Here is a 15,514-nt window from a genome sequence, read left to right as displayed (position 1 = left end):
GTACATGATCTTGTCCGAGGAAGAGAAGGACTTCATCGCAACCCTTGAGGAGACGGAGCAGCAGCACGCGGCCGGCGACGTCATCATCGACAGCGAAGCGCTTGACGCGCCGATCTTCATCGTCAAGGAAGGTTGGCTCGTGGCCCGGACGGACTTCAAGGGCAAGTCCTCGATCAGTCGCATTTTCCTGCCCGGCGAGATCGTCGGACTTGCGGAACTCGGCGCCGACAACTCTGGCCATGAGACCGTGATGCAGACCGATGGCACGGTCTGTCCCTTTCCCCGCGACGCCGTCAGCAAGCTCTTTGGTCGACTGCCGCGCCTCGCGTCCCTGCTGATGAGCGTAAGCGGCGTCGATCAGACCGCCCTGCGGGACAAGCAGACTGCGATGGCGATCTATCCCGGTGAGGACCGCCTCATCCATTTCTTCCTCGACCTGCGCGCCCGTCTCGCCGTCGCCAATGTCGGCACGGGAAACCGTTTCCGGATCCCGATGAGCCAGGCGGAAATCGGACAGGCCATCGGGACGACGCCGGTCTACGTGAACCGCATGATGCAGGACTTCATTCGCAGGGGCCGAATCCAGGTGGAACGGCCCTACTACCGTCTGCTCGACCGCGAGGAGATGGAGCGGCAGATCGCCTTCCGCGACCGATACGCTGTCCTCGATACAAGCTGGTTCCCGCCCGCGCCCGAGGAGCGACCGGCACGCTGATCCCGCGGGGGCATCGATGCATCCTGACCGGGTTTGCGGCCTGATCGCCGCGCCCGGTCTTTCTGTTTATCCCGGAACCTCACTTGGCGGCGGACGTTCAACACGTAGCAAATAACGTGACCCGCAAGGAGGGTAAGACCCATGGCCATGAACAGCCTCAAGGACATCTACATCGATCAGCTTCAGGACCTCTACAGTGCCTGCAAGCAATCGCGCGACGTGACTTCCAAGCTCGTGAACGCCGCCAAGAACGATGAGCTCAAGAAGGCCCTTCAGGCCGGCGTGGACGGTATCGAGAACGGCATGAGCACCATGTCCGACCTCTGCAAGGCCCACGGCGTCGATCCGACCGGCGAGCATTGCAAGGGCATGGAGGGCCTCGCTGCCGAAGCGAAGGCGCATGCGCTCGACGAGGAGTTCGGCGATGAGGACACGCAGGATGCGATGATCATCACGCAGTACCAGCGCATGGCCCACTACGCGATCGCCGGCTATGGCTGCGTCAAGGCCTTCGCCGAGCGTCTGGACCTGTCCGACGATGTCTCCAAGCTCGATAAGTGCCTCGACGCTTCGTATGATGGCGACGATCACATGACGAAGATCGCCGAAGGCAAGGTGAACCCCGCCGCGGCCTGATCTACCTGTCGCTCCGGTTCGGGCCTTCCGAACCGAAAAGCGCCCCCGCGGGATCCCGCGGGGGCGTTTTTTTATGCGAGGCGTGCATCGAAACTTCGGGCGGTTCGCATCGTGTCGAGCCGCCGGAACAGAGTGCTCCCTCAAAGATTGCATTCAGGTGACCATGCAGGAGAGAGCCATGGAACTCGAGAAAAAAGCCGGCGCCGGGCGCGCCATAGATGCCGCAGCCGAACGCTGGGGAGAGACGGAAGAGGATCGCGCGAAGGGCGCGACCGCGGGCCTCGGCAGCCCCGGCGATCCTGTCCCGGCGACAGACCCCGATCCTCAGCCCACGGCCGATCCGGAGCCGGATGAGAACCCGGTCACGGACGACCGGACGGCACCCCCCTCAAACGGGAACGGTCCGCTTTCGGTCTGAGCCTATTCGGCCGGGGAGACGCTCTGCCCGCGCACCGGCTCCCCGTGCGCCACGTCGCGTCCATCCGCGACATACCCCAGGAACTGAGCCGGAAGGCCCTCCCCGTCTCCGAGGATCGGGGTGGTCTGCAGATGGAAGTGCAGGTGCGGCTCGGTGGTGTTTCCGCTGTTGCCACAGAGGCCGAGGAGATCCCCGGCGCCCACCGCCTCCCCCTCCGCCACGGCCACGCTTCCCTCCTGAAGATGGGCGAGGATTCCGAACTCCCCTGCCCCGAAGTCGATCACGACATGATTGCCGGCCGGTTGCGTCGCATCCGTCTCGCCGATCGGCTGATCGGGCAAATCACCCACCGCGCGAACGATCCGTCCCGCCGCCGGCGCGTGTATCTCCCGGCCCCAGCAATGATAGGATGCGAGGTCGTCGGGGTCCCCCGCGAAACTCTCGCCGTCTTCCAGCACGAGGAGGTCCATCGCGAAGCGTTGAGCGGGATCGACGGCGTGGTAGTTCTCCTCCACGCTGCGTCCGCCCCAGACCACGTACCACTCCCCACTCACAGACAGGTGCAGATCCGCTTTCGTCCGGTAGTCCAGGAACCGGCTCTCTGCCGCGACCGCCTGCGGACGCACCCAGAAGCCGGCGATGGTGCCCGCCGCATCAAAGGTGATGCGCATCTCGACCGGCTGGTCGGTGCCGCTCCAGCGTCCGATCCTTCGGTAGATCTCGAACCCGCCCTCATGGGTCGTGATCTCGGCGCGGACGGCGACCTCCCTGCCGAGTTCCGCCAGAATTTCCGCGCGGATCTCTTCGAAGGCCTCCCGGCTATGGACGGCATCCTTCATCTCGGCCGTCATCGCCGCCCAGAGGACTCCCACGTCCCCCGCGAGGAACGCGTCCGCAAACCGCGCGCCCGCCTGCTCTTCGGCGATTGCGGGCGCCGCCGCGAGGCAAAGGGACGCCGCGGCGCCGAGCCGGCTCAGTCCCACCATGGCCCGTGATGGACGCCCTCGGCGCCGACGCGTTCGAAGCCGTGCCGCCCGAAGAAATCCCTCAAGCCCTGAATGAGATCAGCCGTTCCGCGCGCCTGCCGCATGCTGTCGAAGTAGGACAGCGCGGAAGCGAAACCGGTCGCCGGAAGTCCGGCCGCGACGCTTTGCGTCACCACCTGCCGAAGCGCAGGCGCGCCGTTCACCAGCGGCTCGCGGAACGCCGGAGCCAGATGCAGCGCGCCCTCCGGCAGGCCGTCCCGGATCGCCGCCGCGATATCGTCGAGGAGCGAAGAGCGGATGATGCAGCCGGCGCGCCAGATCTCAGCCACACGCGCGAGGTCGATATCCCATCCGAACTCGTCGGACGCGGCCTTCAGCAGCAGGAACCCCTGACCGTAAGCGAGGATACGCGCGGCCAGGAGCGCCCGGCCGAGATCGTCCTCGGGGAGCGTCGGCGCGGGGCCGTCCGCCTCGCCGAAGACCTTCGAGCCCTCTCCCCGGAGCCCGCTCATCGCAGACCATGAGCGTGCCGCCACCGCCGCCTCGATTGTTGAGGCGGACTGCCCCAGCTTGAGCGCCTCGATCAAGGTCCAGCGGCCGGTCCCCTTCTGACCCGCCTCGTCCACGATGACGTCGACCGCAGGCTTGCCCGTTTCGGGGTCGGTGGCCGACAGGACCTTCTCCGTGATTTCGCAAAGATAGGACTGCAGACGGCCCCCGTTCCAGCGGCCGAAGACCTCGGCGATCTCCGCCGGGGACTTGCCCTGGCCCTTGCGCATAAGCCCGTAGGCCTCGGCGATCAGTTCCATGTCGGCGTATTCGATGCCGTTATGCACCGTCTTCACGAAATGCCCGGCACCGTCCGGCCCGAGGCGCGCGGCGCAGGGGTCGCCTTCGTAGGTCGCCGCAATGGCCTCGATGATATCGCGGATCGGCTCGTAAGCGGAGGCATCGCCCCCCACCATGATGGACGGGCCGTGCCGGGCGCCGTCCTCGCCGCCAGAAACGCCCATCCCGATGAAGTGGATGCCCTTCTCGCGCAGCCGTTTCTCGGTGGCGCGGGTATCGTTGAAGTCGGCGTTGCCGGCATCGATCAGCGTGTCGCCCTCATCAAGGAGCGGCACCAGCTTCTCGATGGTCTCGAAGACCGGCGCCCCGGCCTTGACCATGATGATGATCGCCCGCGGCGGCGCGATGGCCGCCACCAGCTCCTCCAGCGTTTCGGAGGGAACGAGGGCGTCGCGAAGCGGCCCGGCCTCCTCAATCACCTCGGTAATATGGGCCGTGTTCCGGTTCCAGACCGCCACGGGGAACCCCTTCTCGGCGATGTTGAGCGCAAGCGCGCTGCCCATCGTGCCGAGCCCCGCCAGTCCGATCCGTGCCGTGGTGGCCATGTCGTCGTCTCCAGATAGTCCAGTTTCGGAGCAGAACCTATCGCCCGCAGGCCTTGATGCAAATGGGCGCGCCCATTGGACGCGCCCGCTACAGGCTGCCTTTCGAGGGACGGCCATCCATTCCGGGAGAGACTGGCGGCCTTTCGGGGCGGGCCGCGCTCCCCTTCAGATCAAAGCGCGCCGAGGCACCAGCGCATGACCGCCTTCTGGGCGTGCAGGCGGTTCTCCGCTTCGTCGAAGATCACCGAGCGCGGACCGTCCATGACCTGGCTCGTCACCTCCTCGCCGCGATGCGCCGGCAGGCAATGCATGAACAGGGCGTCCGGCCCGGCAGCCTCCATGAGCGCGTCGTTGACTTGGTAGGGGCGGAGCTGATTGTGGCGCCGTTCCCGGGCCGATTGCGCGTCATGCATCGAGAGCCAGGTATCGGTGACGACGAGATCCGCGCCCTCGACCGCCTTGCCGGCGTCGCGCTCCACGCTCACCGAAACGCCCTTCGCCCGCGCGGCCTCCATCACCTTGACCGGCGGTTCCAGCGTTTCGGGCCCGGTGAAGACGAAATCGAAGCCGAACTGCCCGGCGGCATGGATGAACGAGGCGCAGACGTTGTTGCCGTCCCCCGTCCAGACGACCTTCTTGCCGCCGATCGGCCCCCGGTGCTCCTCGAAGGTCATGATGTCCGCCATGATCTGGCACGGGTGGCTGGCATTCGTCAGACCATTGATCACGGGCACGTCGGCATTGTCCGCCAGTTCCTGCAACGTCGCCGCGTCGAAGGTGCGGATCGCGATCATGTCGACGTAACGGGAGAGGACGCGGGCGGTGTCGGCGATGGTCTCGCCATGACCGAGCTGCATCTCCGCGCCGGACAGCACCAGCGTCTCGCCGCCCATCTGCCGAACGCCGACGTCGAAGGAGACGCGCGTCCGCGTCGAGGGCTTCTCGAAGATGAGCGCCACCACACGGTCCTGAAACGGCTGCTCGGCATCGGGTGTGCCCTTGGGCTTGCCGGCGCGGTCCGCCTTGATCCGCCGTCCCTCGTCGATCATCCGCCGCAGATCCTCGGGCGCCGTCGTGTCGATATCCAGAAAATGGCTCATGCCGCGTTCTCCTCGATCCGTTTGGCCGCTGCGTCGATCCGCGCGAGCCCTTCGGCGAGATCGTCCTCGCCGATGTTCAGCGCCGGCAGGAGGCGCACCACGTTGTTACCGGCCGGGATCACGATGACCCCGGTGTCGTAGCAGGCCGCGACAACCTCGGTGTTGGGCACGGTGCAGACCAGACCGATCATCAGCCCCGGCCCCCGCACCGCCGTGAAGACGCCGGGATGGGCCTCCACAAGCGCTTCCAGCCGCTTCGTCAGCGCCTCGCCCTTCGCCGCCACGGCATCGAGGAAAGCAGGCTCCCCCACCTTATCCAGGACCGCGAGGGCGACCGAGCAGGCGAGCGGGTTGCCACCATAGGTCGTCCCGTGTGTGCCGAGCGTCATCCCGGACGCGGCCTCGGCCGTCGCAAGGACCCCGCCGAGGGGGAAGCCGCCGCCGATGCCCTTGGCGACCATCATGATGTCCGGCGTGATCCCGGCCAGTTCATGGGCGAAGAGCCGTCCGGTCCGGCCGACGCCGCTTTGAACCTCGTCGAGGATCAGAAGGACGCCGGTCTCGTCGCAGAGCGCCCGGAGCCGCTTCAGGTCCTCCTCGGGCACCGGGCGGATACCGGCCTCGCCCTGGACGGGCTCGATCAGGAGCGCGGCGACGTCCGCCTTGCGGATCTCCGTCTCCAGCGCATCGAGGTCGCCGAACCCGAGCTTGCGGAACCCCTCCAGGATCGGGGCGAAGCCGCCCACCATCTTCTCTCCGCCAGAGGCTGCGATCCCGGCGGAGGAGCGGCCGTGGAAGGCGCCCTCGAAGGTCAGGATCACGTTGCGTTCGGGCGTGCCCTTCTCGTGCCAGTACTTGCGCGCCATCTTCACCGCGAGCTCGCAGGATTCGGTGCCGCTGTTGGTCAGGAAGACCGTGTCGGCAAAGGTCAGCTCGACCAGCCGGTCCGCCAGCTTCTGCTGGAGCGGGATGTCGTAGAGGTTGGAGACATGCCAGAGCTTGCCGGCCTGATCGGTCAGCGCCGAAACGAGTTCGGGCGCCGCATGACCGAGGATGTTCACCGCGATCCCGGCCCCCAGATCGACAAATCGGCGGCCATCCTCCGTCTCCAGCCAGGAGCCGTGGCCCCGGACAAACCGGAGGGGCGCGCGCGAGTAGGTCGGCAAAAGGGAGGGGATCATCATCCTGGTCCTCAACTACATGTGATCTGGGAAGTGCCGCGAGGGCGAGGGGCTGTCAACATGGGGCGCAAAAGAGTGGCGCCCCGGCCGGTGAACCGGCGGGTCCGTCAGGCGCCGCGTCGGCGGCGGAGAAGGTGAGACGTCATGCCCATGCCCCACCCTCTAGCCCAAGCCGCGGGGGCGGACCAGAGGAAATGCCGAGCGGGCCCAGGTCAGACCGGGAGTGCCGCCAGCGCGACCCGCCGCCCCTCGGCAAGGCAGACGTTGTAGGTGCGACAGGCGGAGGGGGAGGCCATGGCATCGACGCCGATCCCGGCCTCCTCGAGCGCGGCGCGGAACTCCGCGGGCAGATGTGCCGGGTCCGCGCCCGTTCCGAGCAGAACCACGTCGACCTGCCCCGCCAGCGCCGCGATCTCCTCCGGCGCCTCCATGCCGCGCCAGGGATGGACGCCGTCCGGCGCGGCGATCATCGGCCCGTGATGAACCTCCCCGGCAACGCGGAAGAAGCCCGGCCCGTAGCCGTCCACCGGGCGCGCGGCCCCGAACTGCATGTCGGTCATCTGCATGGATGGTCTCCTTCTCGCTTCGTCGCCCCCCGATATAGGCGCGGCGGGCCTTCAGTCGAAGATGGGAAGTCCGATCAGCACCGAGCCTGCCACCACGGCATAGGCAAAGGGGCGGTAACGCGGTCCCGATGCCGGGGTGAAGGCGGCTGTCCCCGCCCAGCTTCCGAGCGTGTAGAGCGGCAGGAGCAGGAGCCCCAGCCAGAGGAGCTCCGCACTCACCACGCCCCGCCACCACAGGCCCGGCAGGAGCGCCGCGTTCAGGATCGCGAGGAAGGCGCCGGTCTCGGCGCGGATCTCCCGCGGGGGGCGGTCGCCGCTCAGGTGGAAGAGGATCAGGATGGGGGACATGAGCCCCGTCGCTCCGCCGAGCACCCCCGTCGTCACCCCGACGCCGAGACGCGCGGTCCAGTGGGGGCGGGTCTGGTAGCGCCAGCCGAAGGCGAGCGCCACCAGCGTTGCCGCGATGATCGTGCAGACCGCCCAGCGAAGCGGCACCGGGTCGACCGTGGTGAGGATGACGAGCCCGACCGGCAAAAGGGCGATGGCGCCGGCCAGCGTGGTTGCAAGGCCCCTCCCGTCCGCGATCCGAAGCGCGCCGGGCAGCACCGAGACCAGGGCACCGAGACCGGAGAGGACGAAGGTGACGACCGCCGCCTCCGGCCCCAGGACGAGGCCTGCCACGGGCATGTAGACGAGCGAGGCGCCGAACCCCGCGAAACCGTAGACGAAGCCAGCGACAAGGGCGGCGCCGGCGACGACCCCGGCCCCCGGAAGGGCCAGGGCCGCCAGGATCGCGTCAGGCATCGGAGCTGGTGAACTGCGTTCCGGCGGGGCTGTCCCCGCCCTTCTCCTTCGACCAGTCCCGCTTCACCCCCAGACGCAGGAGGATCGTGCCGGCGACGAAGACGGAGGAGTAGGTGCCGATGACGATGCCCCAGATCATCGCGAAGACGAAGCCGCGGATCACGTCGCCGCCGAGGATATAGAGGGCGATGAGCGCGATCAGCGTGGTGAAGGAGGTCATCGCCGTGCGGCTCAGTGTCTCGTTCAGCGACAGGTTCATCAGCTGCCGGAGCGGCATCGTCTTGAACTTCCGCAGGTTCTCGCGAACCCGGTCGAACACGACGACGGTATCGTTCAGCGAATAGCCGACGATGGTCAGGAGCGCCGCGATGATCGACAGATCGAACGGAAGCTGCAGCAGGCAGAAGATGCCGATGGTGACGATCACGTCGTGGATCAGGGCCGCGACGGCGCCCACGCTGAACTGCCACTCGAAGCGCAGCCAGACGTAGACCAGGACCGCGCCCATCACCGCCAGAACGGAGAGGACCGCGTCCCAGATCAGCTCGCCGGACACTTCGGGCCCGACGCTCTCCACCGAGGTGAAGCGGATCTCCGGGTTCACCTCCTGAAGCGCGGCCTCGACGGTGACGATATTCTGCTCCGTGATGGCTTCCTCGCCCTCCTGCGCCTGGATACGCACCTGGGCGACGTTCTCGTCCGGGCCGAAGGAGGGGTCGAACACCTCGGTGATCGCCACGTCCCCGAGGCCAAGCTCGGCGAGGGCGGAGCGATATTCGCCCACATCCACCGCCGCCGGGCTCTCGGTGCGGATCGTGGTCCCGCCGAGGAAATCGATGCCGAGGTTCAGACCGACGGTGAAGAACAGCACGATGGAGGCGATGACCGCCAGGACCGACGCGCCGAAGGTGATCTTCCAGAACTTGAAGAAGTTCCAGTCGGTCTCTTGGGGAACAAGTCTCAAACGCATGTCAGATCTCGATCGTCCTGGGGCGGCGGCGCTCGAACCACGTCACGACGATCAGGCGCGTGACCCAGATCGCCGTGAAGACGGAGGTCACGATGCCGAGGCCGAGGGTGACGGCGAAGCCGCGAACCGGGCCGGAGCCGAGCGTGAAGAGGATGACGGCCGCGATGAAGGTGGTGATGTTGGCATCCACGATGGCGCTGATCGCCCGCTCGTAGCCCAGCTCGATGGCCCGTGCCGGACCCCGCGCCGTCTTCAGCTCTTCCTTGATGCGCTCGAAGACGAGCACGTTGGCATCCACCGCCATGCCGATCGTGAGCACGATCCCGGCGATGCCCGGCAGGGTGAGCGTGGCGCCGATGAGCGACAGAAGCCCGAAAATCAGGCCCACGTTGATGATCAGCGCGATGTTGGCGAAGAAGCCGAAGAGACCGTAGCTCGCCCACATGAAGGCCAGAACCGCGATCCCGCCCACGATGCAGGCGATGGTGCCCGCCTGGATGCTGTCGGCGCCGAGCTCGGGACCGATGGAGCGTTCCTGAAGGAACGAGATCTCGGCCGGCAGCGCGCCGGCGCGCAGAAGCACGGCGAGATTGCTGCTTTCCGGGACCGAGAAGTTGCCGGTGATGATGCCGGAGCCGCCGGCGATATGCGCCTGGATGACCGGGGCGGAAATCACCTCGTCATCCAGCACGATCGCGAAGGGGGAGCCGATGTTCTCCTGGGTGTAATCCCCGAAGCGGCGGGCGCCCTGCGGATTGAACCGGAAGGAGACGGCCGGGCGGCCGTTCTGGTCGAAGGTCGGCTGGCTGTCGGTGAGCTGCTCGCCGGTGACGACGGGCGACTGCTCGATGACGTAGTAGACGCCCTCCTCGTCAGCCGCCGGCAGGAGCACGTTGAGCGGCCCGGGGGCCTCGTTGGGATTGGTCGTCCGCGTGACGACCGGGTTGAAGGTGAGCTGCGCCGTCGTGCCGATGAGGTCCTTGACCTCCTGCGCGGAGCCGACGCCCGGGACCTGGATGACCACGCGGTCGGCGCCCTGCCGCTGGATGGAGGGCTCGCGGGTGCCGGCCTCGTCCACGCGGCGGCGGATGATCTCAAGGCTCTGCTGCATGGTGCGGTCGTCGGTGGCGACCCGCTCCGCCTCGGAGAGCTGCACGGTGATCACGTTGTCGCTGGCGCTCGCCTCGATGTCGTTCGAGCCGGCGCCGGTGAGGCTGACCACGGGGCGAGAGATGTTGCGCACGACCTGCAGCGCGGTGGCCATGCCGTCCGCATTCTCGATCTGCAGTCGAAGCTGGCCCTCCGGGGCATTTACCCTGCGGATCGCGCCGACGGTGTCGCGCTCGCTGCGCAGGGCATCGCGGATCTCGGGCCAGTAGGCGTCCATCCTGTCGCCGTAGACCTGATCCACGGCAACCTCGGCAAGAAGGTAGGCCCCGCCCCGAAGGTCGAGGCCGAGGTTGACGAGGTTGGCCGGGAGGAAGCTCGGCCAGACGGAGGCATCGGCCTCCGCCTCGGCCGTCGCGCCGGCGGTCTCAATGGTCCGCAGCGCGTCGTTGTGGGTTTCGACCCGGTCGTAAAAGACGTTCGGCAGGGCGGCGATGAGCCCCGCCAGAACCAGCCCGATGATGACCAGCCGGGTAAAAAGCGGGATCTTCAGCATGTGCCTGTCAGCCTCAGCTCTCGGCCTGGGCGGGCTCGGTCTTGGACATGACCTGCGCGATCGTCGCGCGCACCACGCGGACCCGGACGCCTTCGGACAGCTCGATCTCGAGCTCGTCGTCGCTCTTGACCTTGGAGACCTTGCCGATCAGCCCGCCCTGCGTGACGACCATGTCACCGCGGCGCAGCGCTTCCACCATGGCGCGGTGCTGTTTCACCTTCTTCTGCTGGGGACGGATCAGCAGCAGCCACATGATGGCGAAGATGAGGATGAGCGGCAGGAACTGCATGAGGGCTCCTGCCCCACCGGCGCCGGCAGCCTGTGCGTAGGCGGGCGTTGCGAACATCTGGACTTCCTTCTCGTGACGGGTCGGCCGGGCCCTCACGGGCATCTGGCGAATTGGCCGGCAACCTATGGCGGGGTCGCCTCTGGTGCAAGACGCTCAAGGCTCAAGCTGCCCTGGGCAGGGCCGCAAGGGGCGCGGCATAGAGGCGCGGGACAGGGTGCCGCCTCACCCCGCCGGTCACGTCCGTTGCGCCACGGTGCGGAGCCCGCGCCCGTCGCCTTCTCCGCACCCGTCCCCCGCCCCCGCGCCATCTCGGCGGTTCCTCCCGGCGTCTCGATGCGCCATAAGGCGGTCCAGACATCAGTCAGGACAGCAGCGAGCCCGCGACATGCACGATATCCGCCTTATCCGCGACGATCCCGCCGCCTTCGACGCCGGCCTTGCCCGGCGCGGCGTGGCGGCGGCTTCGGAGCGCCTTCTCGCCCTCGACACCGCACGGCGCGATGCGATCACCCGCTCCGAGGCGGCGATGGCGGAGCGCAACGCGGCCTCCAAGGAAGTCGGCAAGGCGAAGGCCTCCGGCGACGAGGCCGAGTTCGAACGCCTGCGCGCCCTCGTCGGACAGAAGAAGGACGAGATCGCCCGCCTCGACGAGGAGGCCAAGGCGCGCGACGCTGAATTGCGCGCCGAGCTGCTCGGCTTGCCGAACCTGCCGCTTGCGGATGTGCCGGAGGGCGAGGACGAAGACGGCAATGTCGAGTTGCACCGCCGCGGCGCGCCGCCGAGCTTCGACTTCGCGCCGAAGGAGCATTTCGATATCCCCGGCATCCGCGCCGGCATGGATTTCGAGACTGCCGCCAAGCTGTCGGGCGCCCGCTTCGTCCTTCTGACCGGCGCCATCGCCCGCATCCATCGCGCCCTCGCCCAGTTCATGCTCGAGACGCATATCTCCGAGAACGGGCTCCTGGAGGTGAACGGTCCGGTCATGGTCCGCGAGGAGGCCATGATCGGCACCGGCCAGCTTCCGAAGTTCGGCGAGGACAGCTACCTCTTGCGCGAGGGGCTCTGGCTGATCCCGACCTCGGAGGTGACCCTGACGAACATCGTGCAGGGCGATATCCTGGACGAGGCCACCCTGCCCCGCCGCATGACCGCCCATTCGCTCTGCTTCCGCTCCGAAGCCGGCAGCGCCGGGAGGGACACCTCCGGGATGCTGCGCCAGCACCAGTTCGAGAAGGTGGAGATGGTTTCGGTCACGCATCCGGACAAAGGCGAGGAGGAGCTGGAGCGGATGCGCGGATGCGCCGAGGACATCCTCGACCGCCTCGGCCTCGCCTACCGCACGATGACCCTCTGCGCCGGTGACATGGGGTTCGGCGCCCGCAAGACCTATGACCTCGAAGTCTGGCTGCCGGGACAGGACACCTACCGTGAGATCTCCTCCGTCAGCTTCTGCGGCGATTTCCAGGCGCGCCGGATGAATGCACGCTACCGCCCCGAGGGCGGCGGCAAGCCGGATTTCGTCCATACGCTGAACGGCTCCGGCCTCGCCGTCGGGCGCACCCTCATCGCGGTCTTGGAGAACGGCCAGCGCGAGGACGGCTCCGTGGCCCTGCCGGAAGCCCTCGCCCCGTGGCTCGGCGGCCGGACCCATCTTTCCGCCGCCGGCGAACTGGTCTGAGGGTCAAGGGGGGCGCTGCCCCCCGCCTCCGGCTCCCCCCGGGGTATTTCTCGAAAGATGAAGGGCCCCGGGCGTAGCCCCCCGGAGGCGTAAAGGCGCGCGGCAGCGGACCCGCGGTCCGTCAGTAGCCGCCAGCCGGCCCCTTGCCGAGGTGCTTGCGCAGACGTGAGGGCGTGGACTTCGTGCGGTTCTTGTAGGGGTTCTGGTCCCCCTGCCCGCGCACGAAGAGACGGATCGGCGTTCCCGGCATGTCGAAATCGGCGCGCAGCCCGTTCACGAGGTAGCGCCGGTAGGAATCGTTGAGCGCCTCGGGCCGGGAGCACATCAGCACGAAGCCGGGCGGCCGGGTCTTCGCCTGCGTCATGTAGCGCAGGCGGATGCGGCGGCCGCCGGGCGCCGGCGGCGGGTGCGCTTCGGTCATCGCCGAGAGCCACTGGTTGAGACGGGACGTCGGGACGCGCCGGTTCCAGACGTCATGTGCCTTCAGGATCGCGTCGTGCAGCCGGTCGAGGCCACGGCCGGTCTTGGCGGATACGGTGACGAGGGGGGCGCCGCGAAGCTGCGGCAGGAGGCGCTCGAAGGACTCCTTCAGTTCGGCCAGCTTGCCTTGCCGGTCCTCCTCGACGTCCCACTTGTTCACCGCGACGACGACCGCCCGGCCCTCCCGCTCGGCGAGGTCGGCGAGCCGGAGATCCTGGCTTTCGAAGGGGATTTCCGCGTCGAGAAGGATCACCACAACCTCGGCGAACTTCACCGCGCGGAGACCATCGCCGACGGAGAGCTTCTCCAGCTTCTCCACCACCTTCGCCTTGCGGCGCATCCCCGCGGTGTCGAAGACGCGCATGGGCACGTCCTTCCAGTCGATCCTGAGGGAGATCGCGTCGCGGGTGATGCCGGCCTCCGGGCCGGTCAACAGGCGATCCTCCCCGAGGATCTTGTTCACCAGCGTGGACTTGCCGGCATTCGGACGGCCCACCACCGCAACCTGAAGGGGGCGCGCCGCGGTGATGGCGGCGCGGGGGTTCGGCGCCTCGAAATCCTCGCCGTCCTCGTCCTCCAGATCGTCCCGCAGGGTGACGTCCGTTTCGGGCGCCTCGTTCGCGGCACGCTCGGCATAGGCATCGGCCAGCGGCATGAGCGCGGCATGAAGGTCCGACATGCCCTCGCCGTGTTCGGCGGACAGGCGGATCGGCTCACCGAGGCCGAGACCGTAGGCCTCGAAGATGCCGGCATCGGCGGCGCTGCCCTCGGCCTTGTTGGCCGCGAGAAGCACGTTCTTCGCGCCCTTGCGAAGTATCCCCGCAAAGAGTTCGTCCGTCGGGGTCACGCCCGCGCGGGCGTCGAGCATGAAGAGGCAGACATCCGCCTCGGCCACCGCCCGCTCGGTGAGCTTGCGCATCCGTCCCTCGAGGCTTTCGTCCGTTGCCTCCTCGAGACCGGCCGTGTCGATGACGGTGAACCGAAGATCGCCGAGACGGCCCTCCCCCTCCCGCAGATCGCGGGTGACGCCGGGACGGTCGTCCACCAGCGCGAGGCGCTTGCCGACGAGGCGGTTGAAGAGGGTGGACTTGCCCACGTTGGGGCGGCCCACGAGGGCGAGCGAAAAGGTCATGGCGGTGCTCCGGTCAGGATCGGCCCCTTACACGGGCTTCGCCCCCTCTGTAAATGCCGCTCGGGTCTGTGCATCGCCCTCAGCGGTAGGCGTGAAGCTGCCCCGATCCCGAAACGATGTAGAGCGTCCCGCCCGCGACGACCGGGTTCGTGCTCGCGCCGCCCGGCAGCTCGACCTGCGCCGCGAGAGCGCCCGTTTCGGGGGAGAAGGCCCGGAGGAGACCGTCCGAGGAGCCGACCCAGAGCCGCCCGCCGGCAAGGATCGGCCCGTAATGGGTGTAGATGTCCCGGCGGCGCTTCGGGGCATCGTTGGTGAAGAAGGGAAGCGGGTTCGCCCAGATCTTCTGGCCGGTTGCCGCGTCGAGCCGCACGAGCTCGTTGATGTCGGACACGAGGAAAACCGATCCGCCGGCGGGCCAGACGGGGCTCATCGCTCCCTCTCGCGCGGTCCAGAGACGCTCCCCGGTGCCCAGTTCGAACGCGGCGACGCGGCCGGAGGGGCTGCCGGCATAGACGACGTTGCCGTCGATCACCGGATCGCCGGTGATGTCCGTGACGCCGGCCCAGGCGCGGCCGAGGCGCTTGCCCGCAAGGGTCGCGTTCCAGATCTGGAGACCGCCCCGGGGCAGCGTGGTGACGAGTTCGGCCGAGCCGAACGGGAAGACGACCGCGGCACCCGAGGCGGCGGGGCCCGCGCCGTTGACCATCACGCTGTCCGTCGGCGCGGCGGCGACCTGCCATTGAAGGCGTCCGTTCGCGGCGCCGACGGCGAACGCGCGTGCATCGCGCGTGGAGACATAGACCAGATCGCCCATTACGGTCGGCGCGCCGGAGATCGGGCCGTCGAATTCCTGCTCCCACATCTCGGCGCCGGTGGCCGGATCGAGTGCGCGGAGTTCGCCGTAGCCGGTCGAGACGAAGAGCCGACCGCCCCCGATCGCGAGACCGCCGCCGGATGCGCCGCGGCTGCTCTCGCCCGCGGGACGAAGATTGCGGCTCCACAAAAGCGCGCCCGACGTGCTGTGCGCGCTGACGGTGGACACGCTGTCGAGGGTGAAGACGCGGCCGCCGGAGACGACGGGATCGGCGGTGATGCGTTGCTTGCGGGTGTCTCCCTCGCCGATATTCGCCGTCCAGATCCGGGAGAGGGAGGCACCGAGGGCGGGGTGCTGGATCTCGTGGCGTGCGGTGCCGTTCCGGTGCGTCCATTCGGAATGGTTGACCTGCGCCGGAGCGGCGAAGGCGCGGGCGCCGGCGGGCGGCAACTCCCCTTCGACACGGCCCATGTCGAGCACGTCTCGAACGCCGACGCGCTCTCCGGGGAGGATCGTCTCACGGTTGCAGCCGGTGAGCGCGAGGCTGGCCAGTGCCGCTCCCGCCAGAATGCTGAATGCCTTCACGCCTTCGTCCCTCGTGCCTCCGGGTATGCCCCGGTTCTGTCGCGTCCTGCCCCCCGCCTTGGCCGGGAGGCGCTGCCCCCGTGCTCGGGGGGGCGTGGCTATC

The 15,514-nt window shown here is 68.2% G+C and carries 15 protein-coding genes; 4 read left to right on the top strand and 11 right to left on the bottom strand.

Going from position 1 to position 15,514, the window contains the following annotated elements; genetic code table 11:
- Nucleotides 1–4: 4 nt before the first annotated feature.
- The 3 genes from RM543_RS08715 to RM543_RS08705 all read left to right on the top strand — a co-directional run bounded on the left by RM543_RS08715 (nt 5) and on the right by RM543_RS08705 (nt 1,769).
- A complete protein-coding gene (locus RM543_RS08715) occupies nt 5–715 on the top strand; it encodes a Crp/Fnr family transcriptional regulator (protein ID WP_311690635.1) in 711 nt (236 codons plus the stop codon).
- A 141-nt stretch (nt 716–856) separates the two neighbouring features.
- The gene (locus RM543_RS08710; RefSeq protein ID WP_311690633.1) at nt 857–1,351 is read left to right on the top strand and encodes a YciE/YciF ferroxidase family protein; all 495 of its coding nucleotides are present in this window, start codon (nt 857–859) and stop codon (nt 1,349–1,351) included.
- Nucleotides 1,352–1,529: 178 nt separating this feature from the next.
- The gene (locus RM543_RS08705) at nt 1,530–1,769 is read left to right on the top strand and encodes a hypothetical protein (RefSeq protein ID WP_311690631.1); all 240 of its coding nucleotides are present in this window, start codon (nt 1,530–1,532) and stop codon (nt 1,767–1,769) included.
- A 2-nt stretch (nt 1,770–1,771) separates the two neighbouring features.
- Here the strand turns inward: RM543_RS08705 and RM543_RS08700 are convergent, their stop codons facing one another.
- The 9 genes from RM543_RS08700 to yajC all read right to left on the bottom strand — a co-directional run bounded on the left by RM543_RS08700 (nt 1,772) and on the right by yajC (nt 10,779).
- Entirely contained in the window at nt 1,772–2,755 is a 984-nt protein-coding gene (locus RM543_RS08700; RefSeq protein ID WP_311690629.1) for a M23 family metallopeptidase, read from the bottom strand.
- On the bottom strand, nt 2,743–4,149 hold the full coding sequence (gene gndA / locus RM543_RS08695) for an NADP-dependent phosphogluconate dehydrogenase (RefSeq protein ID WP_311690627.1): 1,407 nt from the start codon (nt 4,147–4,149) through the stop codon (nt 2,743–2,745). Before gndA ends, RM543_RS08700 begins: the two co-directional genes overlap by 13 nt.
- 170 nt (nt 4,150–4,319) lie before the next feature.
- Nucleotides 4,320–5,249, bottom strand: coding sequence for an ornithine carbamoyltransferase (gene argF, locus RM543_RS08690; protein WP_311690625.1), 930 nt, complete (start codon nt 5,247–5,249; stop codon nt 4,320–4,322).
- Nucleotides 5,246–6,430, bottom strand: coding sequence for an aspartate aminotransferase family protein (locus tag RM543_RS08685; protein ID WP_311690623.1), 1,185 nt, complete (start codon nt 6,428–6,430; stop codon nt 5,246–5,248). The genes argF and RM543_RS08685 overlap by 4 nt, the downstream gene beginning before the upstream one ends.
- 212 nt (nt 6,431–6,642) lie before the next feature.
- The gene (locus tag RM543_RS08680) at nt 6,643–6,996 is read right to left on the bottom strand and encodes an Mth938-like domain-containing protein (RefSeq protein ID WP_311690621.1); all 354 of its coding nucleotides are present in this window, start codon (nt 6,994–6,996) and stop codon (nt 6,643–6,645) included.
- A gap of 51 nt (nt 6,997–7,047) precedes the next feature.
- A complete protein-coding gene (locus RM543_RS08675) occupies nt 7,048–7,800 on the bottom strand; it encodes a sulfite exporter TauE/SafE family protein (RefSeq protein ID WP_311690619.1) in 753 nt (250 codons plus the stop codon).
- Nucleotides 7,793–8,770: a protein translocase subunit SecF gene (secF, locus tag RM543_RS08670; RefSeq protein ID WP_311690617.1), complete on the bottom strand. Its 978-nt coding sequence runs from the start codon at nt 8,768–8,770 to the stop codon at nt 7,793–7,795. The genes RM543_RS08675 and secF overlap by 8 nt, the downstream gene beginning before the upstream one ends.
- A gap of 1 nt (nt 8,771) precedes the next feature.
- Nucleotides 8,772–10,433, bottom strand: a complete 1,662-nt coding sequence (secD, locus tag RM543_RS08665; protein WP_311690615.1) for a protein translocase subunit SecD — start codon at nt 10,431–10,433, stop codon at nt 8,772–8,774.
- A gap of 13 nt (nt 10,434–10,446) precedes the next feature.
- Nucleotides 10,447–10,779, bottom strand: a complete 333-nt coding sequence (yajC, locus tag RM543_RS08660) for a preprotein translocase subunit YajC (RefSeq protein WP_198665055.1) — start codon at nt 10,777–10,779, stop codon at nt 10,447–10,449.
- Between the two features lie 328 nt (nt 10,780–11,107).
- On the opposite strand from yajC, the gene serS reads away from it, so the two are divergent.
- Entirely contained in the window at nt 11,108–12,400 is a 1,293-nt protein-coding gene (gene serS / locus RM543_RS08655; protein WP_311690612.1) for a serine--tRNA ligase, read from the top strand.
- 121 nt (nt 12,401–12,521) lie between these two features.
- On the opposite strand, the gene der is transcribed toward serS, so the two are convergent.
- Nucleotides 12,522–14,012 (bottom strand): ribosome biogenesis GTPase Der, encoded by a 1,491-nt coding sequence (der, locus tag RM543_RS08650; RefSeq protein WP_311690610.1) that lies wholly within the window; start codon nt 14,010–14,012, stop codon nt 12,522–12,524.
- Between the two features lie 79 nt (nt 14,013–14,091).
- Nucleotides 14,092–15,411: a PQQ-like beta-propeller repeat protein gene (locus RM543_RS08645; RefSeq protein ID WP_311690608.1), complete on the bottom strand. Its 1,320-nt coding sequence runs from the start codon at nt 15,409–15,411 to the stop codon at nt 14,092–14,094.
- Nucleotides 15,412–15,514: the final 103 nt, after the last annotated feature.

This window comes from Tropicimonas omnivorans (genome assembly GCF_031846565.1).
Taxonomy (GTDB): Bacteria; Pseudomonadota; Alphaproteobacteria; order Rhodobacterales; family Rhodobacteraceae; genus Tropicimonas_B; species Tropicimonas_B omnivorans.
The sequence above is the reverse complement of the archived record's forward strand: the minus strand, read 5'-3'. Positions and strand labels throughout refer to the sequence as shown.

What these genes read in the sequence shown, in the direction of transcription:
- RM543_RS08700 (WP_311690629.1), bottom strand. Translation starts at nt 2,755, where the DNA reads ATGGTGGGACTGAGCCGGCTCGGCGCCGCGGCGTCCCTTTGCCTCGCG.
- RM543_RS08685 (WP_311690623.1), bottom strand. Translation starts at nt 6,430, where the DNA reads ATGATCCCCTCCCTTTTGCCGACCTACTCGCGCGCGCCCCTCCGGTTT.
- der (WP_311690610.1), bottom strand. Translation starts at nt 14,012, where the DNA reads ATGACCTTTTCGCTCGCCCTCGTGGGCCGCCCCAACGTGGGCAAGTCC.
- RM543_RS08710 (WP_311690633.1), top strand. Translation starts at nt 857, where the DNA reads ATGGCCATGAACAGCCTCAAGGACATCTACATCGATCAGCTTCAGGAC.
- RM543_RS08705 (WP_311690631.1), top strand. Translation starts at nt 1,530, where the DNA reads ATGGAACTCGAGAAAAAAGCCGGCGCCGGGCGCGCCATAGATGCCGCA.
- serS (WP_311690612.1), top strand. Translation starts at nt 11,108, where the DNA reads ATGCACGATATCCGCCTTATCCGCGACGATCCCGCCGCCTTCGACGCC.
- argF (WP_311690625.1), bottom strand. Translation starts at nt 5,249, where the DNA reads ATGAGCCATTTTCTGGATATCGACACGACGGCGCCCGAGGATCTGCGG.
- RM543_RS08680 (WP_311690621.1), bottom strand. Translation starts at nt 6,996, where the DNA reads ATGCAGATGACCGACATGCAGTTCGGGGCCGCGCGCCCGGTGGACGGC.
- secD (WP_311690615.1), bottom strand. Translation starts at nt 10,433, where the DNA reads ATGCTGAAGATCCCGCTTTTTACCCGGCTGGTCATCATCGGGCTGGTT.
- gndA (WP_311690627.1), bottom strand. Translation starts at nt 4,149, where the DNA reads ATGGCCACCACGGCACGGATCGGACTGGCGGGGCTCGGCACGATGGGC.
- secF (WP_311690617.1), bottom strand. Translation starts at nt 8,770, where the DNA reads ATGCGTTTGAGACTTGTTCCCCAAGAGACCGACTGGAACTTCTTCAAG.
- RM543_RS08675 (WP_311690619.1), bottom strand. Translation starts at nt 7,800, where the DNA reads ATGCCTGACGCGATCCTGGCGGCCCTGGCCCTTCCGGGGGCCGGGGTC.
- yajC (WP_198665055.1), bottom strand. Translation starts at nt 10,779, where the DNA reads ATGTTCGCAACGCCCGCCTACGCACAGGCTGCCGGCGCCGGTGGGGCA.
- RM543_RS08715 (WP_311690635.1), top strand. Translation starts at nt 5, where the DNA reads ATGATCTTGTCCGAGGAAGAGAAGGACTTCATCGCAACCCTTGAGGAG.